Here is a 19,449-nt window from a genome sequence, read left to right as displayed (position 1 = left end):
CGGCGCATGTTGCCGGTGTTGTATTCACGCTGCTCGTGATGCGCACGGGCGCGCCAGGCGTGCCGCTGTCCGGGCCGCCACCCCCCGCCAGGCAGACTGTTGCGCATGTTCGGCGCTACGGATCGCTTCGCACGGGGTACTGGGTTCGGTCGACGGCTGTTGGGCTCGGTGCTGGTGCTGGCACTGTCCGCCGCCGCGGTGTCGTGCACCCGCGACTCCGCCGAGCCGACCATCGTGGTGGGTGCGGGGGATTCGGACCAGGCCCGCATCATCGCCGAGATCTACGCGGGTGCCCTCGCCCGCACCGGAGCCGATACCAGGGTCGAGGAGCGTCTCGGCACCCGCGCCGACTACCTGGCCGATCTCGATGCGAATTCGGTGACGCTGGTCAGTGATGACACCGGGGATCTGCTGCGCTACTTCGACGCGGCCGCCACCGCCACCGAACCCGACAAGGTTCTCCCGGCGCTCTACAGCGCCCTGCCCGAAGGGCTGATCGTCTCCGACCCCGCCGACGGCACCGACCTGCGCGTCACCGTGGTGACGGCTTCCGCCGCACAGCTTCCGACAACTCTGCAGGACCTGGCTTCCCGCTGTTCCGAACTCGCCGTCGGCATCAATACCGGCCCGTCGGCGGACCCGCTACGCCCCGCCCTCGACCCCCAACTCGATGTCGTAGACCCCCTGCGAACCACCTACGGCTGCACCATCACCCACCTCACCACTTACGGCAGCGACGCCGAAGTCCGAGAAGCGCTGCTGGACGGCACAATTCAGGCAGGCGTCCTGTCGGTCCCGCCCGCCTTCCTCCCCGGCGGCAATCCCGACACCCTCGATACGGTCGCCGACCCCGACTACGCCTTCCGCGCCCAGCAAATCCTCCCGCTACTCCGCAAGGCCGCGCTGACCAATGATCAACTCCGCAAACTCAATTACGTAGCAGGCGAACTCACCACCGCCGACCTCGCCGATATGGTCCGCCAATTCCGCGAAGGCAACGCCTCCCCACCGAACTTGGCCCGCACCTGGCTCGACGCTCACGCGCTATAGGCGGGCCCTGCCGAGGGCCGAGATCGCGGTGTCCCGGGCACTGCGATGTCCCCGGCACTTTCATCGGTTGCGAAGTCGCTGACACTCTCGTCATTCCGGCATGCTTTTGGCCGGAATCCACCATTGCTGAGGAGTGGATCCCGGCCAAAAGCACGCCGGGATGGCGGGTTCGTGCTCGGGGCTGCCGGGTGGCGGGGTCGTGTCTCGGGTTGCTGGGTGGCGGGGTCGTGGCCGCGCCCGCCGCGTCGTACCGGCGCTGGGCGCGACCCTGCGGCAGGGGTCCGGCATGGCCGAGGGGCTTGGTCTGCTACCCGTGTCCCGGGCCGCCGGTGGCTTTCCCGGCCCCCCGCCGTTCCGTCAGGGGCGCAGCGCCGCGGCGAGGATGGGGTTCAGGGCAAGGGCGGGGAGGGAGTCGACGAGCATCTCTACCAGGGCCTCGCGGGTAATGGGTTCTTCGCGGAGCCAGGTGAGGGTGGTTTCTTCTACGAACGCGATCCAGCCTCGGACCGCCAGGCGGAGGCGGGGGCGGTCGGTGGGGTCGATTTCGAGGGGGGCTTCGGCGAGGATGCGGTCGACCAGGGCGTGGCGGGTTTGGGCTACCAGGGTGACCAGTTCGGGGCTGGCGCTGGCGGGGCCGCGCAGCAGCGCCAGGTATGAGGTGCGGTTCTCGCTGACGTAGTCGATGTAGCGGGTGACGGCGTCGCGGAGCATGTCGTAGAGGTCGAGGGATTTGTCGGGGGCGGTCCGTTGCAGGAGTTCGGCATTGGCGTACTGGACTATGGCCAGGTGGAAATCCTGTTTCGAGGCGAAGTAGTGGAAGAGGAGGCCCCGGGAGATACCTGCCTTATCCGCGATCTCGCCTACCGAGATATCTTCCAGGGCGCGGTCGCGCAGCATCTGGACGCCGAGCGTGATCAATTGCTGGCGTCGGTCCTCGGGGCTCAGTCGCACGCGCTTGGACGCGGTCTTGCCGCCTGTCTCCGTGCTGCGTTCCTTGCTCACGATGACGATCCTACTGAACGTGAGTCAATACTGTTGACTCGGACTCAATAAGACTTTAGGCTCAGTTACATGAGTCGCAAGGTTACAGACAAGGCTGTCGAAAACCGCCCCGCCCGCCACTCCCGCATTGTCATCGTGGGCAGCGGGTTCTCCGGTTTGGGCATGGCGATCCGCCTGCGTCAGCAGGGGCGAAACGACTTCCTGGTCCTGGAGCGCGGCCACGATGTCGGCGGCACCTGGCGTGACAATACGTACCCGGGCGCGGCCTGCGATGTGCCCTCGCACCTGTACTCGTACTCCTTCGCGCTCAATCCGGAGTGGACCCGGTCCTTCTCCAAGCAGCCCGAGATCCAGCAGTACATCCAGGGCGTAGCCGATAAGTACGGCGTGCGCGATCGGCACATCTTCGGCTGCGATATGACCGGGGCGCAGTGGAACGAAGCGGCCTCGCGCTGGGATATCCAGACCAGCCAGGGCCCGTTCACCGCGGATATCCTGATCTCCGCCGTCGGCGCGCTGTGCGAGCCGAACCTGCCGGATATCAAGGGCATCAACGAATTCCAGGGCGAGATCTTCCACTCCGCCCGCTGGAACCACGACGCCGACCTGACCGGTAAGCGCGTCGCCGTCATCGGCACCGGCGCGTCCGCGATTCAGATCGTGCCGAGTATTGCCAAGCAGGTCGCGAAGCTGGACGTCTACCAGCGCACCGCCCCGTGGCTGCTGCCGCGCGGCGACCGGCCGTACACGCTGCCGGAACGACTAGCGTTCAAACACATTCCGGGCGCCCAGGCGCTCTCCCGCGCCGCCATCTACGCCGTGCGCGAGACCCAGGTGGTGGGCCTGGCGAAATTCCCGCCCGCCATGAAGGCCCTGGAGGCCGTCGCCCGCGCCAAGCTGCGGATCGAGGTGCGCGACCCCGAACTGCGCAAGAAGGTCACGCCGAACTTCAGCATCGGCTGCAAGCGCATGCTCATCTCCAACGAGTACTACCCGGCACTGAGCCGCGACAATGTCGATGTCGTCACCGATGGCATCAAGGAGGTGCGCGCGGGCTCGGTTGTCACCAAGGACGGCACCGAGCGCGAGGTCGACGCGATTGTCGTCGCCACCGGCTTCCACGTCACCGATTCGCCCATGTACGAGACCATTTCCGGCCGCGACGGCCGCACGCTCGCCGAGGTTTTCGAGCACTCCGGCCAGCAGGGCTACAAGGGTTCGACGATCCACAACTACCCGAATATGTTCTTCCTGCTCGGCCCGAATGTCGGCCTGGGCCACACCTCGATGGTGTACATGATCGAATCGCAGATCAATTACATCGCCGACGCCGTGCAGACCATCGACAAGCAGGGGCTGCGCACCGTTGAGGTGCGTCAGGACGCGCAGGACGAATACAACACCGAATTGCAGGGCAAGCTGACCGGTTCGGTGTGGAATACCGGTGGCTGCGCCAGCTGGTACCTCGACAAACACGGCAACAACACCACGCTGTGGCCGGATTTCACCTTCCGATTCCGTAGTCTGCTCGAGACATTCGATATAGCGGCCTACGAAACCACCGCGAAAGCCTCCTGACCCACCGTCTCCGAACCGAAAGAGTGACCGTGAGCAACGACGCTTACTTCAAGGACAAGGTCTGTGTGATCACCGGAGCCGGTTCCGGCATCGGTCGCGCCCTGGCGGAGGCCCTGGCCCGCCGCGGCGCGCAGCTCGCGCTCTCCGATATCGATACCGAGGGCCTCGCCGAAACCGTGCGGCTGTGTGAGAAGTACGGCGTGCGAATCAAATCCGACCGGATCAATGTGGCCGAGCGGGAGGCGGTGCTGCTCTACGCCGACGCCGTGAAGGAGCACTTCGGCAAGGTCAACCAGGTCTACAACAATGCCGGAATCGCCCACCACGGCGATGTGCTCGCCACCCAGTTCAAAGACATCGAACGCATTATGGATGTCGACTTCTGGGGAGTCGTCAACGGCACCAAGGCCTTCCTGCCGTACCTGATCGAATCCGGCTCGGGCCACGTCGTGAATATCTCCAGCCTCTTCGGGCTGATCGCCGTTCCCGGCCAAAGCGCTTACAACGCGGCGAAGTTCGCGGTTCGCGGCTTCACCGAGGCGCTGCGCCAGGAAATGATCGTCAGCGGTGACCCGGTCAAGGTCACCTGCGTGCACCCCGGCGGTATCAAGACCGCCGTGGCCCGCAATGCCACCGTCGTCGAGGGCCTGGATCAGAAGAACCTGGCCGCGATGTTCGACGCCAAGCTGGCGATGCACACCCCCGAAATGGCGGCCGAGACCATCCTCAACGGTGTCCGCAAGGGCCACGGCCGCGTGCTGATCGGCTGGGAAGCAAAGGTTCTCGACCTCTTCGTCCGCACCACCGCCTCGTACTACCAGCGCATTGCCGCCGTGGTGCAAAAGCGCGTCCTGCCCTGAGGTTGCTGATGCCCGAGATCTCGTTGCCGCTCCCGGTCGCCCGCGCGGTACTCAATTCCATGTTCCGCGTGGTCTTCCACTATCGACTGCCGTTCACCGCGCAGCGAAAGCTGATGGACCTCGGCGCGGCCGCGCAATTGCTGCCGCGCGGTACCCGGGTGGAGTCGATCCGCCTGGGTGACCGGCCCGCCGAAAGAATCGCGACCGGACCGGTTTCCGATGCCATTACGGTGCTGTACCTGCACGGCGGCGGCTACACGGTCGGTTCGCCGACCACCCACCGCGCCCTGGCGGCGGTGCTGTCCCGCGAAATCGGTTGCCGGGTACATGTGCCCGACTACCGGCTCGCACCGGAACATCCGTTCCCGGCTGCCCTCGACGACGCCGAGGCCGTTGGAGGCCGCCGGGGTTTCCACCGTGTTCACCGAGAGCCGCGGGCTCTGGCATGTAGCCCAGGCGCAGGCGACCCTGGTAGAACCCGCCGCGAAGGTGACCCGAGAGCTCGCGGACTTTCTGCGACAGGCCCTGCGACCTGCTCAAACACGTTCCATAGGATAGGGTCCGGGGCGTTTGTTCGCCCCACCCGTCGGGTCCAGCCGGGACCCGCTCGGGTGGCCGTGGCGACATGTCCGCCGAACGTGGCGTAAATTACTGACGAGTAAATCCACCCTGGAAGGGCACCGATGCGAGAGTTCGAAGTCCCGGCTACCTACACCATCCCGGAAAACGCCAATATGGCGGACGGCGCCTTCCGGCATGCTGAGGAAACCCCTGACCTGGTTGTCTTCAATACCCCGGACGGTAAGGGCGGCTGGAACGACATCACGGCGGCGGAATTCGCCAAGACCGTGACCGATGTGGCCAAGGGCCTGGTCGCCGCGGGTATCGAACCCGGTGATCGCGTCGCTATCATGGCCGCCACCAGCTACGAGTGGGTCGTCCTCGACTTCGCCATCTGGGCCTCGGGTGGTTGCACGGTCGCCATCTTCGACAGCTCCGCCGCCGAACAGTGCCGCTGGATCCTCTCCGATTCCGCCACCAAGCTCACCATCGTCGACAACGACCAGCTGCGCGCCACCATCGCCGAAGTCGAAGGCGAACTCGGTGACCTGCGCGAGGTGCTGCAGCTCGACAAGGGCGCGATCGCCGACCTGATCGCGCGGGGCGCGGACCTCGACGACAGCGTCGTGCACGAGCGCCGCGCCCAGGTGCAGGCCGCGTCCCCGGCCACCCTCATCTACACCTCCGGCACCACCGGCCGCCCCAAGGGCGTCATGCTCTCGCATGCCAACCTCTACGCCGAGTCGGCCGCCGACCGCGCCGCCATGAGCGAGTTCCTGCAGCCCGGTCGCAAATCGCTGCTGTTCCTGCCGCTGGCCCATGTTTTCGCCCGTGCCGTCGCACTGGCCGCGTTCGATGCCGGTGTCACCGTCGCGCACACCTCCGACTGGTCCACGCTGGTCGAGCAGTTCGGCCAGTACAAGCCGGACTTCATCCTCTCGGTGCCGCGGGTATTCGAGAAGGTCTTCAACGGCGCGAAGCAGAAGGCGCACGACGGCGGTAAGGGCAAGATCTTCGACGCCGCCGCCGAGGTGGCCGTGCAGTACTCAGAGGCGCAGCAGAACGGCGGCGCGGGCTTCGTCCTGAAGCTCAAGCACACCGTCTTCGACAAGCTGGTCTACGGCAAGCTGCGCGACGCCATGGGTGGTCGCTGCCAGTCCGCCGTCTCCGGTGGCGGTCCCCTCGGTGCGCGCCTGGGCCATTTCTTCCGCGGTGCGGGCGTCACCATCTACGAGGGCTACGGTCTGACCGAGTCCACCGCCGCCGTCAGCGTGAACACGCCCAAGTACATCAAGGTCGGCTCGGTCGGCCGCCCGCTGCCGGGGCACGGCGCGAAGGTCGCCGACGACGGCGAACTGCTCATCAAGGGCCCGGTCGTCTTCGCGGGCTACTGGAACAACCCGGAGGCCACCGCCGACGCGTTCACCGACGGCTGGTTCAAGACCGGTGACCTCGGTGCCATCGATGAGCAGGGCTTCATCTCCATTACCGGCCGCAAGAAGGAAATCATCGTCACGGCGGGTGGCAAGAATGTCTCCCCGGCGATGCTCGAGGATTCGCTGCGTCAGCACCCGCTGATCAGCCAGGTTATGGTGGTCGGCGACGGACAGCCGTTCATCGGCGCGCTCGTCACCCTCGACCCGGAGGCCCTGCCCGGTTGGAAGACCCGCAATGGCATCGCGGCGGAAACCCCGATCGAGGAACTGATCGCGAACGAGACCCTGGTCGCCGATATCAACTCGGCCGTGGCCGCCACCAATAACCTGGTGTCGCACGCCGAGGCGATCAAGAAGATCCGCATTCTGCCGGTCGACTGGACCCAGGAGGGTGGCGAGCTCACCCCGAAGATGTCGCTCAAGCGCAATGTGGTCATGAAGGAATACGCCGCAGACGTGGATGCGATCTACAGCTGACCGATGAGTTTCGGTCGCGGCCGTCGTCCCCATTACGGGGGCGGCGGCCGTTGCCGTTCACCCCGGAAAACCATCGCGCGAGGAGGCAGTTCATGAAATCTCTGAATCCTTATCTGCTCTTCAACGGCAATGCCGAAGAGGCGTTCACCTTCTACCAGAGCGTGTTCGACGCACCCATGCAGTTGCTGCGCTTCAGCGATATGGGCGGCGAGGGTGTGCCGGAGGGGGCCGACGATCTGGTCGCCCATGTCTCGATTCCGCTGGGCGACACCGACATTCTGATGGGCTCGGACTGTCCGCCGGGACAGACGGTCAACACGTCGAATCCGGCCTTCGCCGTCTCCTTCGACGCCGCCAGCCACGAGGAGGCCGAGCGCATCTTCACGGCGCTGTCGGCGGGCGGCGATATCAGCATGCCGCTGGGCAAGACCGAATGGGCCGAAGCCTTCGGCATGGCCACCGACAAGTTCTCGGTGCCGTGGATGGTGGGCTACTCGCCGAACGAATAGCGTTGGCACGCACGCGGCGTCGCCGGGAATCCGGCGACGCCGTTGTGCGTTGACGGGACCCGATCAGTGCTCGCAGCGGCGTCGATAGCCACGGTCCGCAATGACCGGAGTACCGCGATCGCGAGCGCGGCGGCCGTCACCGCGCACACCACGGCGACGGTGCCGAGGCCCGTGGTGAACGCGCCCCGCGCGGCATCGACCAGCGCCGCGCCCTGGGCCGATGGCAGGTCTGCCGCCGATGCCATTGCGGCGCGCTGTCGATGTTGTGAGCTCACTTCCGTTGAGCGGCAGCGGCCAGCCGATCGAGGAAGTCGGCGATCAGCGGGGCGATTTCGCGAAGGTGGGTTTCCAGGGCGAAGTGCCCGGTGTCGAACAGATGGAGTTCGGCATCGGGGAGATCGGCCAGATAGGCGTGTGCGCCGGGGGCAGGGAAGAAGGGGTCGTTCGCGCCCCAGACGATGAGCGCCGGGGGAGTGTATTCGCGCAGCCAGGACTGCCATTCGGGGTAGCGGTCCACATTGGAGTGGTAGTCGAAAGCCAGCGCCACCTGTGCTTCCTTACGACCGGGCAGGTCGAGGTAGTGCTGATCGAGGGTCCAGCTCTCGGGGGAGAGGGTGGTGGGGTCGGCGACGCCGTGCTCGTACTGGCCGCGGGTGCCCTCCGGGGTGAGTAGCTGGCGGATGGTGTCCTCGGACCCTTCCTGGTCGGGACGCAGGGCAATGAAATCGCGTGCGCCATCGGATAGTCCGGCCTCGTAGGCATTGCCGTTCTGTACCACCAGGCCGGTGACCCATTCGGGATGCCGGGTGGCGAGGCGGAAGCCGACGGGTGCGCCGAAATCGAAGACGTACATGGCGAAGTGAGTCAGGCCGAGCCGCTGGACGAAACCCTCGGTGATATCGGCCAGGCGATCGAAGGAGTACTCGAAATCGGCCGGGGCGATGGTGTTTCCGAACCCGGGGTAGTCGGGCGCGATGAGCCGGTAGCGGTCACCGAGGACGTCGATCAAACGGCGGAACTGATGCGAGGCCGAGGGGAATCCGTGCAGTAGCAATAGAACCGGGGCGTCCGCGCGGGTGGGGACGGATTCGCGGTAGAACACCTCGACGCCGTCGACAGTGATGCGGCGGTGCTGGACCAGGGGCAGATCGATCATGACTTCACATGCTTTCTCACGCTGATGTTGCATTAGTTTTAGCCGCCGTGGTTCTAATGTGTCAAGTCGGTGAGTTAGCATTAGCATGTGAGCGAACTCGAACCCCTGATCGGCGAACCGCTGGCCCTCGACCTGGTCAATACCCGGCCGGTCGACGCCGATCTGCTGGCGACGCCGGAGCAGCTGGCGCACTGGCTGGGTCTGCAGGCCGAGCGGCTGACCGAGCCGCTCGGCCAACCCGCCCGAGCCGACCTGGCCGCCGTGCGCGAGGTCCGCGACCACACCGCCGCCGTGCTGGATGCCCTCCTGCACGACCGCCGACCCCCGGCCGCCGCCCTGCGCGGCCTGGCCGACGCCCAATCCGCCGCCCCGGCCATTCGCCGGTTGCGGTGGGACGGAACCGCGTTGGCCGCGACCCCGCAGCGCTCCGGAACCCCGGGCGCGCGCCTCGCCGCCACCCTCGCCGATGCCGCGGTGGACCTGCTCACCGACCCGGCCATCGCCCGCCTCAAACGCTGCGCCGCCGACGACTGCGTCATGCTCTTCCTCCCCGCCCACCCCCGCCGCCAGTGGTGTTCGCCGGAGCGCTGCGGCAATCGCGCCCGCGTCGCCCGCTATTACCAGCGGCACAAAGCCACTACGAACTGACGCCGCCGCACCTAGACTGCGGAAATGCGATTCGGGGGCAAGGGATTCGAGAATCGGACGATGTCGCCGCGGGTGCTGACACCGCGTCGGCTCGCCACCCTGATGAATGTCGCGCCGTCGCTTCGATTCCTGGGCGTGCATGTCGCCCCGTTCGCCGACGACTGGACCTCGGTGCACGTGCGGCTGCGGGTGCGCCGCTGGAATTCCAATCACAATGGGGCCGCACCCGGCTGGTCGCTCTATGCCATGACCGACCCGTTCTTCGGGATGATGGCGCACGGGCAACTCGGCGCCGACTACCGGGTGTGGACCGCCGCCGCGCAGATCGACTTCGTCAGCCCCGGGCGCGGCACGGTCCACTCGACCATGGTGCTGCCGAGCGCCCTGGTGGACGAGATCAGGGGCCGGACCGCCGACGGGGCGAAGTCGGTCACCGAACACGAGGCCCGCATTGTCGATATCGACGGCAAGCTCATTGCGCGCGCGACCCAGCAGCTGTATGTGCGGCGCGCACGGGCGAACGGCGCGCGGCCCGGTGACGTCACCGGAATGTCATAACTGGCGCGTCCATACCGGCTGAACTGCGCAGTAGGGTCGAAGTCGTGGCCGAACGGGGACTGCGGGTAGCGAGTGGAGTGGTGGCAGCCGGGGCGACCCTCGGTGTGGCCGAAATCCTCTCGGCCTGGATCGGTGCGGATAGCGCGCCATTGCAAGCCGTCGGCGCGACGGTGGTCGATCGCACCCCGGATGGGCTGCGCGAGTGGGTGATCGACACCTTCGGGACCAGCGACAAGCTGCTGTTGTACGTGATCATGGGCGTGGTCGCGGTACTGGTGGCCGCGGTCGCGGGCCTTATCGAGCGGGTGCGGTGGCCCGCGGGGTCGGTACTGCTCGGAGTGTTCGGCGCGGTGTCGGCCATTGCCGCGCTGACCCGGCCGCATTCCGCGTGGACCTGGGCGCTGCCGTCGATGATCGGCGCGACGGTGGGAATCATGGTGTTGCGCGGTCTTATTCGACGTATCGAGGAGCTTCCGGCCACCTCGGTTGCCGCGACGGGGGCGGGCGACCCGCTGTCGGTACAGTCCCCGTCATTCCGGCATACGTTTGGCCGGGATCCACTACTGCGAGGTGGTGGATTCCGGCCAAAAGCACGCCGGAATGACGAAGGGGCACGCCGGAATGACGAAGGGGGTGGTTCGGCAGCGGATGGCGGCACCGCCACGGCGAGTTCGGCGAGCGCGTCGGAGGGGGATTCTCGGTTCGACCGTCGCCGAGTGGTGCGAGCGATAGGCACCGTCGGTGCGGTGGCCGTCGGTGCGGGATTGGTCGGCCGGTGGCTGGGCGCGCAGGCGCGCGATGTCTCGGGGGAGCGGGCGGAAGTGCGACTACCGCCACCGAGCGGGCCGGTCGCCGAGGTGGAACCCGGTACCGAACTGCGAATCCCCGGGCTGGCCTCGTACCTCACCCCGAACACGAACTTCTACCGGATCGACACCGCGCTGGTGCTGCCGCAGGTGAGCAAGGAGGAATGGTCACTGCGGATTCACGGCATGGTCGATCGCGAAGTCCGGTTGACCTACGCCGATCTCGCGGCGCGCCCCGCCATCGAGCGGCTCATCACCCTCGCCTGCGTCTCGAATCCGATCGGCGGGGACCTCATCGGCAATGCCCGCTGGCTGGGCTACCGCCTGGATGAATTGCTCGCCGAGGCCGGACCGCATCCCGATGCCGATATGGTGCTTTCGCGCAGTAGGGACGGTTGGACGGCGGGCAGCCCGCTGGCGGTCCTCACCGATGGTCGCGACGCCATGCTGGCGGTCGGTATGAACGGCGAACCACTGCCGGTTCGGCACGGCTATCCCGCGCGGCTGGTGGTGCCCGGACTCTACGGATACGTCTCCGCCACCAAGTGGGTGACCGAGCTCGAGATCACGAGATTCGATCGCGCCCAGGCGTATTGGACCAAGCGCGGCTGGTCCGAATACGGCCCGATCAAGACCGGAACCCGCATCGACACACCCCGGCAGCGGGCCCGCCTCGAGACGGGCCGGATCGCCGTCGCGGGCGTCGCCTGGGCGCAGCATCGCGGTATTCGCGGCGTCGAGGTGCGTATCGACAGCGGTGAGTGGCAGCCCGCCCGGCTCGCCGCCGAACCCACGGTGGACTCTTGGCGGCAGTGGGTGCTCGACTGGGACGCGACCGCTGGCGAACACACCATTACCGCTCGCGCCACCGACGGCACCGGCGCCACGCAGACCGCCGAACGCCGGGATGTGGTGCCGGACGGCGCAACCGGCTATCCATCCGTCACGGTCCGGGTGGGGTGATTCGGCACCCGGTTCCGGACATACGGCACGCCGTACCGAACTACCGGTTCTTCGACGCGGTATCCGGCCTAGTATCTCTTCCGGCCGTCAACGCCCATCCGAGGAGCGTGCATGACCGGAGTTATGGAGTGGGCTAGGGCGGAAAACCTGCAGCCCGAACCGATCACCCTCGATATCTGGAAGAGGTTGCCCCGCAACTTTCGCCAACTCGTCGAGGTGGTGAACGGTGATGCGGTGCGGGCGGACATTCCGACCGTCGCGCATCGCAATGCCGGGCGGCGGCTGTCGTCCATGCTGGAGACCGCCGCCGAGAAACATATGAACCGCTACAACGACGGTTGGCTGTTCGTGGCCACCGATCTCGATGTGCTGCTGTGGGATACGCCGCGTACTACGCTGCGCCGCCCCGATGTGACGATGTTCTGCGGTGAGCCGAACGACCACGGCCCGATGCCCGCCTCGCGCGTCAAGATCGCGGTGGAGGTGGTGTCGCCGACCACCGAACGGGTCGATACCGCCGATAAGACCGCGGAATACGCCCTGGCGGGCATCCCCTGGTACTGGCTGGTGCATATGGACGGTGAGCGCGTCGCCTGCATCGATATTCACCTGCTGGTATTGCGCCAGTACCGGATGCACCGCCGGATCCGGGCCGATATCGAATCCACCCTGGTGGAGATGCCGATCGAGATCCGTATCGACTGGCATCGGCTCACCGGACTGCTGCTGGGCGGCAGCCACCACTGAGCTGAAATCGCCCGCCCGGGAAGCGTTCCGGGCGGGCATCACGTCATGTGGGTGTCGCACCCCGTCATTCCGGCGTGCTTTTGGCCGGAATCCACATCTTGTCCGGGGTCTCAGCCGGCGATATCCGCCTTGGCCGGTTCGGGTTTCGGCTTATCCGCCGCGGGCTGCCCGATGAACAGCGCCGAGGCGACCACGCCGATCAGCAGAATGCAGGCGGGCAGATACATGGACTCGCTCAGCGCGGTGCTCATTCTGTCCATGACCTCCGGCGGCATTGTGCCCATACCCACGCCGCCCTCACCGATCGGACCGCTCGGCAGCTGCTGCGCCGCGATCCGCGCCGACAGCAGAGCGGCGACGGCGGCCGAACCGAGGACCGCACCCACCTGACGGCTGGTGTTGTAGATACCCGCGCCCGCGCCCGCCTGCCGCATCGGCAGGTTGCGGGTGGCGATGGCGGCCAACGGACCCCAGATGCAGGCATTGGCCAAACCGGCGAGCCCGGCAATGACCAGGTACACCGGAATCGGCGAATCCGGTGTCATCAGCACGGCGAAGCCGAAGACGGTGGCCGCGAACAGGGCGAAGCCGATGGTCGGAATGATGCGCGGCGGCACCTTGTCCGACAGCCTGCCGATAATAGGCGCGAACACACCGGTCATCACCGCCATGGGCGCCAGCACCAGTGCCGACATCGTCGGCGACATCTCTCGCACCTGCTGCATATAGAAGTAGAAGGGTACGAAGGTGGCGGTCACCGCCGCACCCATGGCGGCGATGGCCAGACTCGACAGCCCGAAATTGCGGTCGCGGAACAGGGCCAGTGGTACCAGGGGCTCACCGGTATTGCGGGCCTGGTTCACCACGAACAGCGCCAGCACCACCAGTCCGGCGATGATCAGGCCCCAGGTGACGCCGTCCCAATGCCGGGTACCACCCTCCTGAATGCCGAAGACCAGCGCGAACATGCCGATCGCGCTGAGGGCCACGCCCACCAGGTCGAATTTGTGCTCGTTCGTCTCGAGCGTGGGCACCAGCCAGACGGCCAGCCCGAAGGCGATGACGCCGATCGGAACATTGATGTAGAAGATCCACTCCCAGCCGCGGGTATCGACCAGGAAGCCACCCAGAATCGGGCCGATGAGTGTCGCGAGCCCGGCCACGCCACCCCACAGGCCCATGGCCGCGCCGCGCTTATCCGCCGGGAAGGTACGGGTAATGACCGCCATGGTCTGCGGCGTCATGAGCGACGCGCCGAGACCCTGGACCGCGCGCGCCGCGATCAGCATTTCGATGCTGGTGGACATGGCGCACCACAGCGAGGACAGCGTGAAGACCGCCAAGCCGATCAGGTAGATGTTCTTGGGGCCGAAGCGATCGCCGAGCCGACCGGTCACCAGCAGCGGCACCGCGTAGGCGAGCAGGTAGGCGCTGGTCACCCAGATGACCTTGTTGATATCGGCGTGCAGGTCGGTCATGATCGCCGGATTGGCCACCGCGACGATGGTCACATCCAGCAGGATCATGAAGAACCCGACAACCAGCGCGTATAGCGCCAGCCACGGATTACGTTGAGTAGACATGGATTTCCTCGTCTCGGATTATCGGACGGACGCGTCCCGGCGCGCTGCGGTGAAGATGTCCTCGGTGACGGCGGCTCCCCAGTCGTGGCCGAGCCGTTCACTCGTCAGAGGTAGGCGTTCCCCGGTCTCCGGATCGAATTCGTCCCATTCCAGTTCGCCACTCTCCAGTTCGGTGACCAGGCCGCGCAGCCAGTTCGCCTGTGCCAGGGATTGCGCGCGTCCGTAGTCGATGACCATCCAGTAGCGCCGCGGGACCTGCCGGTTCAGTACCCAGGCGCTCAGGGCGTCGAGTTCGGCGATATCCAGGTCCAGCAGTGCGATGCGTTCGCGCAGCAGATCGATCACCTGTTCGCGGGGCAGGTTGTGCGCCTCCGCCAGGGCGGCCGGGAAAATCGGGTACTCGCGGTTGGGTCGCCGCAGAATATCGGCGACCCGGGTGCGCAGGGCATCGCGACCGCTATCGGTAATGCGGTAGATGGTGCGCTCCGGGCGGTTTCCGGCGCGGCCGGTGCCCTCGGCAATGGTCAATTGCTGCTCGGCCAGCCGATCGACGGTGTGGTATAGCGAGCCCGGCCGAATCTTCACGAGGTAGTCCTCGCGGCGGGCCATGAGCAGCTGATACATCTCGTATGGATGCATCGGCCTCTCCTCCAGTAGCGCCAGCACCGCGATGGCCAGGGGCGTCAATGCCCCGGCCGCCGGTTTCCTCGTCACCGCCATCTGTCCGGTCTCACTTCTTCCGTACCAAATATTCCATGTGGAATATACGACGCGGAGGTGGGGGTGACAAGGTCGGGCCCAGGTGTTGTGAAGCAGGTCACGGGAGTGGCGAAATGCCATGTCGCGCTGCGTTTCACTGACGCGCTGTCACCAAACTGCCCCGGTAGCATCAACTTTCGCTAGGGAAGCTGACAAACAGAGGAACAACGCATGTCGGAGAACGAAGCCGTGACGCAGGACAATGCTGCCGAGGGTATGGCGGCCATGATGGCGGCCTGGAATATCCAGAGCCCGACCACCCCGGCCGAGGCGGAGGCCAGGGAGTCCGAGTCCTGACCGCTCCATCGTGCTGATGTGACCGCCCGCCGGGTGGTAAACCCGGCGGGCGGTTCATCTTTCGGGCTGGAGGGCGCGGCGGTAGCGCTGGACGCGGTCCAATGCGGCGAGCCTTGCGGTCAGGCTGTCGAGGGCAGGACGGATGTGGCGCATGGAATCACTATCGCAGTGTTCACGGTGGCCGGGCGGGTGTTCAGAGGTGGCGGAGGTAGCGGTCCGGGGAGTCGAGGAAGGTGCGCCAGTTGCGGACCATATCGAGTTCTTCCCAGCGGCGGGGTTCTATCCCGGTGTCGGTGAATTCGAGGATGTCGGCATCGGGGCAGGCGGCGAGGATGGGGGAGTGGGTGGCGACGATTACCTGGGAGCCTTCGGTGGCCAGGTCCATGAGGACGCCGACCAGGGCCAGGCAGGATTGGAAAGAGAGGGCAGCTTCGGGTTCGTCGAGGATCCAGAGGCCTTGGCCCACTGGGCGTTCCGCAATGTAGTGCAGGAAGGATTGGCCGTGTGAGAGGGCGGTCCAGCGTTGGTCGGCGTCGCGTACTCGCCCCTCGTCCGCGACTTCGAACATATTGACCATGGATTCGGCGCGGAGGAAGCCGCCATTGGTGGGGCGGGGGAGGACGCCATCGCAGCGGAGGTGATAGCCGAGATCGCTGTCACCGGAGGTGCCGCCGGGGGACCACATGTGGTCCGCGCCGTGCATAGCCGCCGTCCAACTGTCGGCAACAGCCTCTACGAGGGTGGATTTTCCGACGCCGTTCTCGCCGACGATCACCGTAATGGGGAACTTGAAATCTAGTCCGCGCGAACACACTTCGGCGATCGGTCCGACCCCCAGATACCACGACGCCGGGTCGAATCGCTTGGTGGGAGCGAATTCGACCCGGCGCAGTAGTAGGGGTTTCACTAGGCGGTCGGTGCGAACGCCTCGGTAATGATCTCCTGCTGCTCCACCGCGTGCACCTTCGACGAACCCGAGGACGGGGCCGACATGGCGCGGCGGGAGATCCGGCGCAGCTTGCCGAAGCGAGCCGGGAGGATCTCCGGGAGGTTCAGGCCGAAGAACGGCCAGGCGCCCTGGTTGGCGGGCTCCTCCTGAACCCATACGAGGTCGGTGGCGTTGGCGTAGCCCTCGAGCGACTCGTTGAGGCGGAACTTCGGGATCGGGTACAGCTGCTCGACGCGCACGACGGCGACATCGTCGCGGTTGTTCTTGTTCTTCTCCGCGACCAACTCGTAGTAGATCTTGCCGGAGGTCAGCAGGACGCGCTTGACCTTCGACCGATCGCCGTCGCCGCTCTCATAGGTGGGTTCCTCGAGCACGCTGCGGAACTTGTTGTCGGTGAAGTCCTCGACATCGGAGATCACAGCCTTATTGCGCAGCATGGACTTCGGCGTGAAGACCACCAGCGGGCGGCGGATGCCGTCCAGGGCGTGCCGACGCAGCAGGTGGAAGTAGTTCGACGGCGTCGACGGAACCGCCACCGTCATCGAACCCTCGGCGCACAGCTGCAGGAACCGCTCGATCCGACCCGAGGTGTGGTCGGGACCCTGGCCCTCGTGACCGTGCGGTAGCAGCAGCACGACCTCCGACAGCTGACCCCACTTGGCCTCACCGGAGGAGATGAACTCGTCGATAATGGTCTGCGCGCCATTGACGAAGTCACCGAACTGCGCCTCCCACAGCACGAGTGCGTCCGGGTTGCCCAGCGAGTAGCCGTATTCGAAACCGACAGCGGCGAATTCGGACAGCGCCGAATCGTGCACCGCGAACCAGCCGGCCTTCTCGGAACCGATGTTGTGCAGCGGGGTGTACTCGCCACCGCTCTTACGGTCGATGATCACCGAATGCCGCTGGGTGAAGGTGCCGCGACGGGAATCCTGACCGGTCAGGCGCACCGCGTGCCCCTGATCGATCAGCGTGCCGAAGGCCAGCAGTTCCGCGAACGCCCAGTCGATCTTGCCCTCGTACGCCATCTCCCGACGACGCTCGAGCACCGGCTTGACGCGCGGATGCACACTGAAGCCCTCGGGCACGTTCACGAACGCGTCGCCGATCCGCTGCAGCACCGACTTGTCCACGGCCGTAACCATATTCGCGGGCATCTGCTGCTCGTCCTCGACGGACTCCGACTTCTCCGGCCGGTACTTCTCCAGTTCGCGAACCTCATTGAAGATCCGCTCCAGCTGGCCTTGGTAGTCGCGCAGTGCGTCCTCGGCCTCCTTCATGGAGATATCGCCACGACCGATCAGGCTCTCGGTGTAGGTCTTGCGCACCGAGCGCTTGGTGTCGATGACGTCGTACATGTGCGGCTGCGTCATCGAGGGGTCGTCGCCCTCGTTGTGGCCGCGACGGCGGTAGCAGATCAGGTCGATGACGACATCGCGCTGGAACTTCTGGCGGTAGTCGACGGCCAGCTTGGCCACCCACACACAGGCTTCGGGATCGTCGCCGTTCACGTGGAAGATCGGCGCACCGATGAACTTCGCGATATCGGTGGAGTATTCGGTGGAGCGCGAGTACTCCGGCGAGGTGGTGAAGCCGATCTGGTTGTTCACCACGATGTGCACGGTGCCACCGGTGCGGTAGCCACGCAGGCCCGACAGGTTCAGGGTCTCGGCGACCACACCCTGGCCCGCGAACGCCGCGTCGCCGTGCAGCATCATCGGCACGACGGAGAAGCTGCGCGCCTCTTCGCCCTGGGTGACCAGATCTTCCTTGGTGAGCAGGTCCTGCTTGGCGCGAACCAGACCTTCGAGGACCGGGTCGACGGCTTCCAGATGCGACGGGTTGGCGGTCAGCGACACCTCGATGTCGTTCTCGCCGAACATCTGGATGTAGGTGCCGCGCGCACCCAGGTGGTACTTCACATCGCCCGAGCCGTGGGTGGCGGCCGGGTTCATATTGCCTTCGAACTCGGTGAAGATCTTCGAGTACGGCTTGCCGACGATATTGGCGAGGACATTGAGGCGGCCGCGGTGCGGCATACCGATGACGACCTCATCGAGGGCGTACTCGGCGCACTGGTCGATGACACCATCCATCATCGGAATGACGGCTTCGGCACCTTCCAGCGAGAAGCGCTTCTGCCCAACGTATTTGGTGGCGAGGAAGGTTTCGAACGCCTCGGCCGCGTTCAACCGCGACATAATGTACTTCTGCTCGGCGACCGAGGGCTTCTCGTGCTTCTGCTCGACGCGCTCCTGAATCCATTCCAGCTGTTCGGGATCCAGAATGTGGGTGTACTCGACACCCACGTGGCGGCAGTAGGCGTCACGCAGGATGGACAGCACATCGCGCAACTTCATGCGCTCCTGGCCGTGGAAGCCCGCGACATTGAATTCGCGATCGAGATCCCACAGGGTCAGGCCGTGCTGCGTCACATCCAGGTCGGGATGGGAGCGGAACTTGTCGTGCACCAACCGCAGCGGGTCGGTATCGGCCATCAGGTGACCGCGGTTGCGGTACGCGGCGATCATCTCCTGGACGCGGGTCGACTTGTCGATACCGCGTTCCTTGATGTCCTTGCGCCAGCGCACCGGCTCGTACGGCACACCCATGCCGTGGAAGATCTCGTCGTAGAACTCATCGGAGATCAGCAGGTTGTGTACGGTCCGCAGGAAGTCACCGGACTCCGCGCCCTGAATGATGCGGTGGTCGTAGGTGGAGGTCAGCGTCATGAGCTTGCCGATGCCGATGTCGGCCAGCTGCTCATCACCCATGCCCTGGAACTCGGCCGGGTACTCCATGGCACCCGCTCCGATGATCGCGCCCTGCCCCTGCATGAGGCGCGGCACCGAGTGATTGGTGCCGATGGTGCCGGGGTTGGTCAACGAAATGGTGACACCGCTGAAATCGTCGGCGGTGAGCTTGCCGACGCGGGCCCGCCGAACGATGTCCTCGTACGCGGTGTGGAACTGCGCGAAGGTCATATCCTCGGTGTTCTTGATGGCCGCGACCACCAGTGAACGATTGCCATCCTTACCGGGCAGGTCGATGGCTAGTCCGAGATTGGTGTGCGGCGGGGTGACCGCGTTCGGCTTTCCGTCGATCTCGGCGAAGTGCCGGTTCATATTCGGGAAGGCCTTGATGCCCTGCACGATGGCGTAACCGAGCAGGTGGGTGAAGGAGATCTTGCCACCGCGGGTACGCGCGAGATGGTTGTTGATGACCAGACGGTTGTCGATCATCAACTTGGCGGGGAAGGCCCGCACACTGGTGGCGGTCGGGATGGTCAGCGACGTCGACATGTTCTTGACGACGGCGGCGGCCGGACCGCGCAGCACCTTGGTCTCCTGCTCGGCGGCGACCTTCGGCGCACCGGAGGTGGGGCTCGCGTTGGAGGCCGGGGCCGGAGTGGTCTGCGGGGCACGCACCTGCGCCGGGGCCGGAGCCGGAGCGGGTGCGGCGGGAGCGGACCTCTTCGGCGCGGACGCGGCCGGCTTCGGCGCGGGTGCG

Annotated in this window: 18 protein-coding genes; 11 read left to right on the top strand and 7 right to left on the bottom strand. The window is 66.0% G+C overall.

Features of this window, described 5'->3' with window-relative positions; translation table 11 throughout:
- Positions 1-105 precede the first annotated feature (105 nt).
- Positions 106-1,050 (top strand): glycine betaine ABC transporter substrate-binding protein, encoded by a 945-nt coding sequence (locus tag NU1_RS04320; protein WP_067517624.1) that lies wholly within the window; start codon positions 106-108, stop codon positions 1,048-1,050.
- 357 nt (positions 1,051-1,407) lie between these two features.
- On the opposite strand, the gene NU1_RS04315 is transcribed toward NU1_RS04320, so the two are convergent.
- Positions 1,408-2,052 carry a TetR/AcrR family transcriptional regulator gene (locus NU1_RS04315; protein ID WP_067517622.1) on the bottom strand — a complete coding sequence of 215 codons (645 nt, stop codon included), beginning with the start codon at positions 2,050-2,052 and terminating at the stop codon, positions 1,408-1,410.
- A gap of 69 nt (positions 2,053-2,121) precedes the next feature.
- Here NU1_RS04315 and NU1_RS04310 point away from each other — a divergent pair, with 69 nt between their 5' ends.
- The 5 genes from NU1_RS04310 to NU1_RS04290 all read left to right on the top strand — a co-directional run bounded on the left by NU1_RS04310 (position 2,122) and on the right by NU1_RS04290 (position 7,473).
- Complete coding sequence (locus tag NU1_RS04310; RefSeq protein ID WP_067517620.1) at positions 2,122-3,630, top strand: flavin-containing monooxygenase; 1,509 nt, start codon at positions 2,122-2,124, stop codon at positions 3,628-3,630.
- A 29-nt stretch (positions 3,631-3,659) separates the two neighbouring features.
- Positions 3,660-4,490 carry an SDR family NAD(P)-dependent oxidoreductase gene (locus NU1_RS04305; protein WP_067517777.1) on the top strand — a complete coding sequence of 277 codons (831 nt, stop codon included), beginning with the start codon at positions 3,660-3,662 and terminating at the stop codon, positions 4,488-4,490.
- A gap of 8 nt (positions 4,491-4,498) precedes the next feature.
- Positions 4,499-5,137 carry an alpha/beta hydrolase fold domain-containing protein gene (locus NU1_RS39990; protein WP_169814994.1) on the top strand — a complete coding sequence of 213 codons (639 nt, stop codon included), beginning with the start codon at positions 4,499-4,501 and terminating at the stop codon, positions 5,135-5,137.
- A 36-nt stretch (positions 5,138-5,173) separates the two neighbouring features.
- Positions 5,174-6,964, top strand: coding sequence for an AMP-dependent synthetase/ligase (locus NU1_RS04295; protein ID WP_067517616.1), 1,791 nt, complete (start codon positions 5,174-5,176; stop codon positions 6,962-6,964).
- Positions 6,965-7,056: 92 nt separating this feature from the next.
- The gene (locus NU1_RS04290; protein WP_067517614.1) at positions 7,057-7,473 is read left to right on the top strand and encodes a VOC family protein; all 417 of its coding nucleotides are present in this window, start codon (positions 7,057-7,059) and stop codon (positions 7,471-7,473) included.
- Here the strand turns inward: NU1_RS04290 and NU1_RS04285 are convergent.
- Both NU1_RS04285 and NU1_RS04280 read right to left on the bottom strand, forming a co-directional pair.
- Positions 7,455-7,718, bottom strand: a complete 264-nt coding sequence (locus NU1_RS04285; RefSeq protein WP_067517612.1) for a hypothetical protein — start codon at positions 7,716-7,718, stop codon at positions 7,455-7,457. The genes NU1_RS04290 and NU1_RS04285 overlap by 19 nt on opposite strands.
- 26 nt (positions 7,719-7,744) lie before the next feature.
- Positions 7,745-8,629 (bottom strand): alpha/beta fold hydrolase, encoded by an 885-nt coding sequence (locus tag NU1_RS04280; RefSeq protein ID WP_157551982.1) that lies wholly within the window; start codon positions 8,627-8,629, stop codon positions 7,745-7,747.
- An 87-nt stretch (positions 8,630-8,716) separates the two neighbouring features.
- Here NU1_RS04280 and NU1_RS04275 point away from each other — a divergent pair, with 87 nt between their 5' ends.
- The 4 genes from NU1_RS04275 (at position 8,717) to NU1_RS04260 (ending at position 12,351) form a co-directional block, all read left to right on the top strand.
- Positions 8,717-9,277, top strand: a complete 561-nt coding sequence (locus NU1_RS04275; RefSeq protein WP_067517608.1) for a CGNR zinc finger domain-containing protein — start codon at positions 8,717-8,719, stop codon at positions 9,275-9,277.
- A 24-nt stretch (positions 9,278-9,301) separates the two neighbouring features.
- The gene (locus tag NU1_RS04270; protein ID WP_084520974.1) at positions 9,302-9,835 is read left to right on the top strand and encodes a PaaI family thioesterase; all 534 of its coding nucleotides are present in this window, start codon (positions 9,302-9,304) and stop codon (positions 9,833-9,835) included.
- Between the two features lie 44 nt (positions 9,836-9,879).
- Positions 9,880-11,604, top strand: coding sequence for a molybdopterin-dependent oxidoreductase (locus tag NU1_RS04265; RefSeq protein WP_067517607.1), 1,725 nt, complete (start codon positions 9,880-9,882; stop codon positions 11,602-11,604).
- Positions 11,605-11,715: 111 nt separating this feature from the next.
- Positions 11,716-12,351 carry a Uma2 family endonuclease gene (locus tag NU1_RS04260; RefSeq protein WP_084520973.1) on the top strand — a complete coding sequence of 212 codons (636 nt, stop codon included), beginning with the start codon at positions 11,716-11,718 and terminating at the stop codon, positions 12,349-12,351.
- A gap of 110 nt (positions 12,352-12,461) precedes the next feature.
- Here the strand turns inward: NU1_RS04260 and NU1_RS04255 are convergent, their stop codons facing one another.
- The gene (locus tag NU1_RS04255) at positions 12,462-13,934 is read right to left on the bottom strand and encodes a DHA2 family efflux MFS transporter permease subunit (RefSeq protein ID WP_067517603.1); all 1,473 of its coding nucleotides are present in this window, start codon (positions 13,932-13,934) and stop codon (positions 12,462-12,464) included.
- A gap of 18 nt (positions 13,935-13,952) precedes the next feature.
- Positions 13,953-14,648, bottom strand: coding sequence for a PadR family transcriptional regulator (locus NU1_RS04250; RefSeq protein WP_245719941.1), 696 nt, complete (start codon positions 14,646-14,648; stop codon positions 13,953-13,955).
- Positions 14,649-14,864: 216 nt separating this feature from the next.
- On the opposite strand from NU1_RS04250, the gene NU1_RS43730 reads away from it, so the two are divergent.
- Positions 14,865-14,990, top strand: a complete 126-nt coding sequence (locus NU1_RS43730; protein ID WP_281221084.1) for a hypothetical protein — start codon at positions 14,865-14,867, stop codon at positions 14,988-14,990.
- Between the two features lie 193 nt (positions 14,991-15,183).
- On the opposite strand, the gene NU1_RS04245 is transcribed toward NU1_RS43730, so the two are convergent.
- Positions 15,184-15,897: an AAA family ATPase gene (locus tag NU1_RS04245; protein ID WP_157551981.1), complete on the bottom strand. Its 714-nt coding sequence runs from the start codon at positions 15,895-15,897 to the stop codon at positions 15,184-15,186.
- Positions 15,897-19,449: multifunctional oxoglutarate decarboxylase/oxoglutarate dehydrogenase thiamine pyrophosphate-binding subunit/dihydrolipoyllysine-residue succinyltransferase subunit (locus tag NU1_RS04240; RefSeq protein WP_067517599.1), on the bottom strand; the 3,553-nt coding region annotated here is incomplete at its 5' end. The genes NU1_RS04240 and NU1_RS04245, both read right to left, overlap by 1 nt.

The sequence above is a fragment of the Nocardia uniformis NBRC 13702 genome (assembly GCF_001613345.1).
Taxonomy (GTDB): Bacteria; Actinomycetota; Actinomycetes; order Mycobacteriales; family Mycobacteriaceae; genus Nocardia; species Nocardia uniformis.
Note: the sequence above shows the minus strand (reverse complement) of the source record. Positions and strands in the feature narration are given on the sequence as shown.

Excerpts from the sequence above, each read along its gene's own strand:
- NU1_RS04320 (WP_067517624.1), top strand. The coding sequence starts at position 106 with ATGTTCGGCGCTACGGATCGCTTCGCACGGGGTACTGGGTTCGGTCGA.
- NU1_RS04310 (WP_067517620.1), top strand. The coding sequence starts at position 2,122 with ATGAGTCGCAAGGTTACAGACAAGGCTGTCGAAAACCGCCCCGCCCGC.
- NU1_RS39990 (WP_169814994.1), top strand. The coding sequence starts at position 4,499 with ATGCCCGAGATCTCGTTGCCGCTCCCGGTCGCCCGCGCGGTACTCAAT.
- NU1_RS04295 (WP_067517616.1), top strand. The coding sequence starts at position 5,174 with ATGCGAGAGTTCGAAGTCCCGGCTACCTACACCATCCCGGAAAACGCC.
- NU1_RS04290 (WP_067517614.1), top strand. The coding sequence starts at position 7,057 with ATGAAATCTCTGAATCCTTATCTGCTCTTCAACGGCAATGCCGAAGAG.
- NU1_RS04285 (WP_067517612.1), bottom strand. The coding sequence starts at position 7,718 with ATGGCATCGGCGGCAGACCTGCCATCGGCCCAGGGCGCGGCGCTGGTC.
- NU1_RS04280 (WP_157551982.1), bottom strand. The coding sequence starts at position 8,629 with ATGATCGATCTGCCCCTGGTCCAGCACCGCCGCATCACTGTCGACGGC.
- NU1_RS04270 (WP_084520974.1), top strand. The coding sequence starts at position 9,302 with ATGCGATTCGGGGGCAAGGGATTCGAGAATCGGACGATGTCGCCGCGG.
- NU1_RS04260 (WP_084520973.1), top strand. The coding sequence starts at position 11,716 with ATGACCGGAGTTATGGAGTGGGCTAGGGCGGAAAACCTGCAGCCCGAA.
- NU1_RS04255 (WP_067517603.1), bottom strand. The coding sequence starts at position 13,934 with ATGTCTACTCAACGTAATCCGTGGCTGGCGCTATACGCGCTGGTTGTC.
- NU1_RS43730 (WP_281221084.1), top strand. The coding sequence starts at position 14,865 with ATGTCGGAGAACGAAGCCGTGACGCAGGACAATGCTGCCGAGGGTATG.